This window comes from Achromobacter sp. DMS1, assembly GCF_001270295.1.
Window position 1 is genome coordinate 16,129 of sequence record NZ_LHSJ01000075.1, and the last position, 6,757, is coordinate 22,885.

Below are 6,757 nucleotides of genomic sequence, written 5' to 3' on the forward strand. Positions count from 1 at the left end.
AGGACGGGGCCTGAACGGCCCGGGCCGTTCAGGCCCGGCGCCAGCGCGGCGGGCGCTTTTCCAGGAACGCGTCGATGCCCTCGCGGGCGTCGTCCTCCATCATGTTGTGCGCCATGACGTCCGCCGCGTATTCGTAAGCGTCGCCCAGGGCCATCTGCCGCTGCCGGTAGAACATGCGCTTGCCGTAGCGGATGGCCGCCGGGCTCTTGGCCAGGATGTCCCGCGCCAGCTCCGCCACGCGGGCGCCCAGCCGCTCGGCGGGCACCGCATCGTTGACCAGGCCCCAGTCCAGCGCCTGGGCGGCGTCGATGAACCGGGCGGTGACCAGCATTTCGAAAGCGCGCTTGGCCGACATATTGCGCGACAGCGCGACCGCGGGCGTGGAGCAGAAGAGCCCGACGTTGATGCCCGACACCGCGAAGCGCGCCGTGTCGGCGCATACGGCCAGATCGCAGCTGGCCACGAGCTGGCAGCCGGCCGCCGTGGCGATGCCCTGCACCTTGGCGATGACCGGCACCGGCAGGGCCTGCAGGCCCTGCATGACCGCGCTGCATTTGCGGAACAGCGCGCGGTAGTCATCCAGGTCGGGCTGGCTGCGCATCTCCCGGAGATCGTGGCCGGCGCAGAACGCCTTGCCCGCCGCTTCCAGCACCACGCAACGCACCGAGGCATCGCGCTCCAGGGCCTGGAGCTCGCGCTGCAGGGCGTCCAGCAGGCCGGCGCAAAGCGCATTGAACCGGGCGGGCCGGTTCAGCCGCAAGGTCGTGACGCCGCCGTCGTCGGAACGTTCGAGCATGGGGGCTTCGGCAGCGGTCTGCAAGGCGGGCATGGCGTTCTCCTCTCATGGTCGGGATTCGGGGCCGGGCCGGTCTTTGCCGGCGCCGGCACGCGCTGGGGCATGTTAACGCTTCGGCGCCGCCTCAGGACCGCGCGGCCGGCGGCGTTTCGCGGTTCATGCGCCCGGCCAGCAGCCACAGGGGGCCCACGATGGCTCCGCCCGCCAGCGCCATGGCGGCCTGCGGCGCGATGCCGCTTTCCAGCAGCAGCGTGGCGGCTAGCGCCGAGCCGCTCATTTCCAGCAGCCCGAACACCGCGGCGGCGGTGCCGGCGCGATCCGCGAACGGCTCCAGCGCGAGGCTCAGCGCCGAACCCAGGGCCAGCGAAAAACCCACCGTCAGCACGGCGACCGGCGCCATGAAGGCCGCCGCCGACAAAGGCAGCCACAGCCATGCCGCCACGTGCATGGCGCTGGCCGCGAGCAGGGCCACCATGCCGGTGCGCACCATGGCGCGGCGCCCGAAACGCCTGATGAACAGGGGCGCAAGAAAGAACGCGCCGATATTGATGGCGGCGTTGCCGCCGAACCAGGCGGAAAACCCCAGTTCGGAATAGCCGAGCTGCTGCACGAGCACCACGGGCGCGGCCGACACGAACACCAGGATCATGGCCATGCCGGCCAGCGCGAAGGCCGCGTAGTAGTAAAAGCGCGCGCTCGCCACGATGGGCTTGTAGCGCGCCACGCTGTAGAGCGGCGCGCTGGCGGCCCGCTCGTGCCGCGCATGGGTTTCCTCGAAGCGCCGGACCAGCAGGACGGCCAGCGCCAGAGCGAACGCCGCCATGAAACCGAAGGTGCTGCGCCAGCCCGCGTGCATGGCGAGCAATCCGCCCACCATCGGCGCCAGGGCGGGGACCAGGCACAACGCCCCGTTCAGATAGCTGTAGATGCGCGCGCCTTCCGTGGGGCTGTAGCGGTCGCGCACCGCCGCGAACGCCACCAGCGAAGCCGCGCACGCGCCCAGCCCCTGGACCACGCGCGCCGCATAGAACGTCTCGATGGAAGGAGCCAGCGCTCCCAGCGCCGAGCCCGCCAGGTATGCCGCCACGCCGGCCAGCGCCACGGGCCGGCGGCCGTGCCGGTCCGCAAGCGGCCCGATCAGCACCTGGCCCAGGCCCACGGTGAAAATGAAGAGCGTGATGCTGGCCTGCAAGCCGCTCATCGGCGCTCCGAACGCCGCCGCCATCGCGGGCAGAGAAGGAAGATAGATATCGATCGCCATGGGCGCCAGCGTCACCAGCCCCATCAGCAATCCAACCAGCCATGTGCGCCGCGCCGGCGCCTCCGCAAATGCCATTGTCCCTGCCGGCTGCCGCTCCGGCCCTGAAAAAACCTGAAATTATCCTATAGTCCGCGGGGCGGGCCGTTGCGCCGGCGGGGGGGCTCTCCGCCGAAGGCCCTGCGGACCTGCCGGAAATTGCGGCCGCCGCGGCGTGCGATAGATAGAATGGATGGGCCATGGATACGCCCTCGACCCGCCCCCGCATCGTCATTTCCTATTGCACGCAATGCCAATGGCTGTTGCGCGCGGCCTGGATGGCGCAGGAACTGCTTTCCACGTTTTCCACCGATCTGGGCGAGGTGGCGCTGCAGCCCGGCACCGGCGGCATTTTCCAGATTACCTGCAACGGCGATCTCATCTGGGACCGCAAGCGCGACGGCGGTTTCCCCGACGCCAAGACGCTCAAGCAGCGCCTGCGCGACCGGCTGGATCCCGGCCGGTCGCTGGGCCATATCGACGGCCATTCCGCGGAACGTTCCTGAAAGTGACAGGATAATTCTGTTATTTCGGCGATTTTTGTGCTAAAATCTTCGAATTGCCGGCCAAGATATGTCAAATATCAAAAACAACAATAAACGCCGACATCCCTTTCGCGGTGCGCCTGAATTGCCGTCCCCCGCCACCACCGGCAATTATTCGGCGCGCTGAATCCGGGGCTGCGCACGAGGGCGGGGGAGTCCGGGGCCCGCATACAGGAGAGCGCGCATGTCGCAGAAATTCATTGGCAAGAAATGGAACTTTGAAGTCGCTCCGCTTAACTGGAAAGCTCCCGGCCAGAAAAAGGAATCCGAATCCAAGCCGGTGAAATCGGCCCAGGACCATTCCGGCGAAGCGGAGCGCCGCCGCGCTGCGTAATGCGCGCCAGGGCCGGCGCAGGGCGCCGGTCGGCAAGGCTTCCTTACAGGGCGGGCAATCGCAGGATTGCCCGCCCTGTGCATTGATGCGTTGCGCATCCCGATCCCTCCACGGCCTCGGCGCGCCCGCGTTTCGGCGCTCCGCGTTCAGGCGTCCCCCGGGTTGGATGTAGCGGGCTTCGGCGCGGCGGGGTTTCGGCGCGCCCGGAGGGCCGGGGCGGCCGCGGGCTCCGCTCAATGCCCCGCCGTCTGGCCGCGCAGGTTTTGCGCCGCCGGCGCGGCGTCGCTGCTTTCTCCCCAGGCCTGGTACAGCACGCGATTGCGCCCGCCCGTCTTGGCCTGGTAGAGCATTTCGTCGGCATGGCGAAAGAGCGTGTCGCTGCGCGCGCCCTTGTGCCAGCGCAGGCACGCCACGCCGAAGCTCGCCGTAATGCGGAAGCGGAAGCCTCCGTCGGCCACCACTTCGGCGCGTTCGATCGCCGAGCGCATGCGCTCGGCCATTTCCACCACGTGCGCCACGCTTTCGCCCAGGCACAGCGCCGCGAATTCCTCGCCGCCCACTCGCGCCACCACATCCGACTGCCGCCAGGTCTTGCGGCACAGATCGGCCACCGTGCGCAGCGCCTGGTCGCCGGCCGCATGGCCGCAGGTATCGTTCACGCGCTTGAACTCATCGATGTCGAACAGGATGAACGCCAGCACGGGCGGGGAGCCGCGCCACTGGCTGCGCAGCGTCTCGAAGTGCGTTTCGAACGCACGGCGGTTGAGCAGGCCCGTCAGGAAATCGGTTTCCGCCATATGGGCAAGGTCTTCGATAAGGCGGTCGCGTTCGCGCTGGAGCTGGCGCTGCGTGGCGGCATTGTCCTTGAGGACATTGAGCGCATGGAACATCCCGTCCACCTCGCCGCGGTACTTTCCCACCGGGATTTCGCCCACTGGCCCGCCGTCGGCGATGGCGCCGATCAGCCGGGTGGCCTGCACGAACGGACGGATCACGCGGCGGCGGAATTGCCCGAGCGACAGCAGCAAGGCCGCGGCCAGCGTGGCGGCCGCCAGCAGGGTAACGGTCAGTAGCCGCAACGATTCGCGGCGCTGGGCTTCGATGTGCGCCTGCAGGTCCGCGAGCATCACGTCGCGGAACTCCGTGATCGACCGCATCATCGGCACATATCTGGCCGCCAGTTCGGCCGTGGTGACCGGCGCGGGCTGCCGCGCCGCCTCGTCGCGCAGCTTGGCAATATATTGCAGCCCCTCGCCGAAATACCCTTGCAGCAGTCTCCGGTATGCCGCCGAGGGCCGCGGCTCGGGCAGCGTGTCGATACGCGCGGCGATCAGCGCGCGCAGCGTGTCGATGCGTCCCAGGGTGTGCTCGATGCGGTACTCGTCGTCCTGCGTCAGCTTTCTCTGCTTGACCAGCGCGGGCGTGAACATCGAACCCAGCAGCCCGGCCTGCTCGCGCAGCTCCGCCGCCAGCAGGGAGAGCGCGAGCAGGCTGGGCGCGTCCGTGTCGTTGCGCAGCACTCTGGCCACGCCGCCCGCCATGGATGCCTGCAGTTCCGGGATAATCGCCACCATTTTCTCCACGGCCTGGAGAAAGACGCGGCCCGACACTTCGGCATGCGGCGTGGCGAAAAGCCGGTCCGCCATTTCGCGCGCTTCGAGAAGAAGATGGCGGATCCGCTGGACATTATTGAACTCGGGCGCCGAATCCGGATAAAGCGGCGCACGATACAGCGCCAGCAGATCGGCGATTTTGGCTTCGCTCTGTTCGCGCGCGATGCGCACGCGCTCGAGCGCGGAAGCCGGCACGGGATAATCGAAGCCGAATGCCGCATTCATGGGGCCGCGTTCCGCCGAAACCCGTTCCATCGCCTGGAGCGTGGCGCGGACGATGTCGAATCCGCGTTGCGCCTCGCGCGCCGACGAAAATGCCTTCCAGTTATGCATCAGCAGCATGCCGGTCAGTATGGATACCGGAACCAGGACCGCCACTGCGAGAAGCAGAAAATAGCGTTCCAGGGATTTCACGGAAAAAGCGCTGCGCAGCATATACCGGAGGGGATGCCCGTTCTGTTTGCTGCGGAGAATACTTTAAATATGAACGGGCGGCGTCCCTGTGCCACAGAAAATACATTTCTTGATAATTGGCATGAAATAAAACGTTGTGGTCCCGGTTTGAATTTCAATTGGCTGCGGATACCTGCGTTTTATTTCGCCGCGGCGGCAGATTGCGCGCGAACGAAAAAAGCGCGCGCATCGGCGGAAAGGGAAACCTAAGGCCCGGCGCGGTCCGCCGCGACGGCGTCCGGGGCGGAACTGCCGGGGGCCGGATCCGCGCGATCGTCTTGCGGCTCCAGCAGGCGGGCGGCGGGAGACTGCGCGGCAGATCCCGCGCGGAAATACCGCATGACCGTGCTGACGCTGGCATGACCCGTCATGGCCATGGCGTCGCCCAGGGGCACCTGCCGGCGCCCGGCTTCGGTCACGAAGCCCGAGCGCAGACTGTGCGCGGAGTAGGCGTCTTCCAGACCCGCGAGCCGGCAGCGTTTACGCACGATGTCGCGCACGGCCGCCGGCGCCAGGGGCTCGGCCACCACCCCGCCGCGGCGTATTCGCCGGAAGAGGGCGCCGTGCCTGATGCCGCTGGCGCGCAGCCACTCGGCCAGCGCCTGGGCGGCCACGCCCACGATGGGCTTGGCGTCGTCGGCGCGCGGCGCCCCCGAGGGGTTGGTCTTGGAGGCGCCCAGGCGGTACAGGTAGCCGTCGGCCGTGGCCACCGTGTTCTCCACGGTGGCCTGCGCCACTTCGGAGCGGCGCCGCCCGCCGCTTGCCCAGGCAAACAGCAGCAGCGCCCTGTCGCGCAAACCGCAAAGCGAATCGTCGCAGGTTGCCAGCAACGCCTCCAGCGGCTCGCGCGTGAGCGCGGGCTTCTGGCGAGGCCCGGCGCCGCGGCGCGCGTAGGCGCGCCGGGTGCGCGACAAGAGCTCGCGCAGCGCCGCGCTGCGGCACGGATTGGGGTGGCGCAGGGCATCGTGCGCCTTGGACAGCACCGATATCCGCAGCATCAGCGTATTGAGGCTGGGCGGCCCCAGGCGGGCCTTGGCGCCCTGGCGCACCAGCGCCTCGTCGATTTCCGCGGGTAATTCGCACACCAGCGCGCGGCCCTCGGCCCGCTGGGCATGGTCCACCACGAACTGCATGACGGCGGCCTCCGGCAGCGGCAGGGCAAAAGGGCGTCCATAGCGCAATTCGTACCAGGCCGCCCAGTACCGCAGCGCGCTGCGGTAGCTGGCCAGCGTGTTGGGGGCGCTGCCTTCGCGCAGCAAGGCGCGGGCGGCGGCTTCGGCCCGCCGGTCCAGCGTGTCCGGATCCAGCCATTTGACGGGCAGGGTGCGCTGGCCGGGTTTCATGGCGTGCCGCATCCTGTAGGAAATAATAAATAATACATATGATGTATGATATCTAACGTATAGAACAGATAAATCACGATAATGTTCTGTTATCGTGAGTAGTTTGGCCGCAACGCGCCGGGCAATCAAGCCGGGCAGGCAAGGAGGCGAGCATGGCAACGGGCATAGGCGAACAAGACGTATGGGCGGCGGCCGATGCGCTGCTCATGGAGGGCGCGCGGCCGACCATCGAGCGGGTCAGGCAGAAGATCGGGCGCGGTTCGCCCAATACGGTCAGCCCGCACCTGGAAAGCTGGTTCCGCGCGCTCGGCGCGCGCATCAAAGACCCCGGCGCATTCGCGGCGGCGCCTGCCGCGCCCGATCCGGTGCGGCAGGC

General features: G+C 68.0%; 7 protein-coding genes. 3 read left to right on the forward strand and 4 right to left on the reverse strand.

The genetic code is table 11. From position 1 onward, the window contains the following. Positions 1 to 28: 28 nt before the first annotated feature. Together AD428_RS10995 and AD428_RS11000 are read right to left on the reverse strand one after the other, a co-directional pair. The gene (locus AD428_RS10995) at positions 29 to 829 is read right to left on the reverse strand and encodes an enoyl-CoA hydratase (protein WP_053245183.1); all 801 of its coding nucleotides are present in this window, start codon (positions 827 to 829) and stop codon (positions 29 to 31) included. Positions 830 to 920: 91 nt separating this feature from the next. Beyond that, a complete protein-coding gene (locus tag AD428_RS11000; protein ID WP_053245184.1) occupies positions 921 to 2,132 on the reverse strand; it encodes a multidrug effflux MFS transporter in 1,212 nt (403 codons plus the stop codon). A gap of 161 nt (positions 2,133 to 2,293) precedes the next feature. Here AD428_RS11000 and AD428_RS11005 point away from each other — a divergent pair, with 161 nt between their 5' ends. Further along, on the forward strand, positions 2,294 to 2,599 hold the full coding sequence (locus AD428_RS11005) for a SelT/SelW/SelH family protein (protein WP_053245185.1): 306 nt from the start codon (positions 2,294 to 2,296) through the stop codon (positions 2,597 to 2,599). Between the two features lie 223 nt (positions 2,600 to 2,822). Beyond that, on the forward strand, positions 2,823 to 2,972 hold the full coding sequence (locus tag AD428_RS26760; RefSeq protein WP_160318574.1) for a hypothetical protein: 150 nt from the start codon (positions 2,823 to 2,825) through the stop codon (positions 2,970 to 2,972). Positions 2,973 to 3,205: 233 nt separating this feature from the next. Here the strand turns inward: AD428_RS26760 and AD428_RS11010 are convergent, their stop codons facing one another. Further along, the gene (locus tag AD428_RS11010) at positions 3,206 to 4,999 is read right to left on the reverse strand and encodes a GGDEF domain-containing protein (RefSeq protein ID WP_235489828.1); all 1,794 of its coding nucleotides are present in this window, start codon (positions 4,997 to 4,999) and stop codon (positions 3,206 to 3,208) included. A 245-nt stretch (positions 5,000 to 5,244) separates the two neighbouring features. Next, positions 5,245 to 6,381: a site-specific integrase gene (locus AD428_RS11015; RefSeq protein WP_082308364.1), complete on the reverse strand. Its 1,137-nt coding sequence runs from the start codon at positions 6,379 to 6,381 to the stop codon at positions 5,245 to 5,247. A gap of 152 nt (positions 6,382 to 6,533) precedes the next feature. On the opposite strand from AD428_RS11015, the gene AD428_RS11020 reads away from it, so the two are divergent. Beyond that, the coding region (locus AD428_RS11020) for a DNA-binding protein (RefSeq protein WP_200908025.1) at positions 6,534 to 6,757 on the forward strand (224 nt) is incomplete at its 3' end.

Excerpts from the sequence above, each read along its gene's own strand:
- AD428_RS11005 (WP_053245185.1), top strand. The coding sequence starts at position 2,294 with ATGGATACGCCCTCGACCCGCCCCCGCATCGTCATTTCCTATTGCACG.
- AD428_RS26760 (WP_160318574.1), top strand. The coding sequence starts at position 2,823 with ATGTCGCAGAAATTCATTGGCAAGAAATGGAACTTTGAAGTCGCTCCG.
- AD428_RS10995 (WP_053245183.1), bottom strand. The coding sequence starts at position 829 with ATGCCCGCCTTGCAGACCGCTGCCGAAGCCCCCATGCTCGAACGTTCC.
- AD428_RS11015 (WP_082308364.1), bottom strand. The coding sequence starts at position 6,381 with ATGAAACCCGGCCAGCGCACCCTGCCCGTCAAATGGCTGGATCCGGAC.
- AD428_RS11000 (WP_053245184.1), bottom strand. The coding sequence starts at position 2,132 with ATGGCATTTGCGGAGGCGCCGGCGCGGCGCACATGGCTGGTTGGATTG.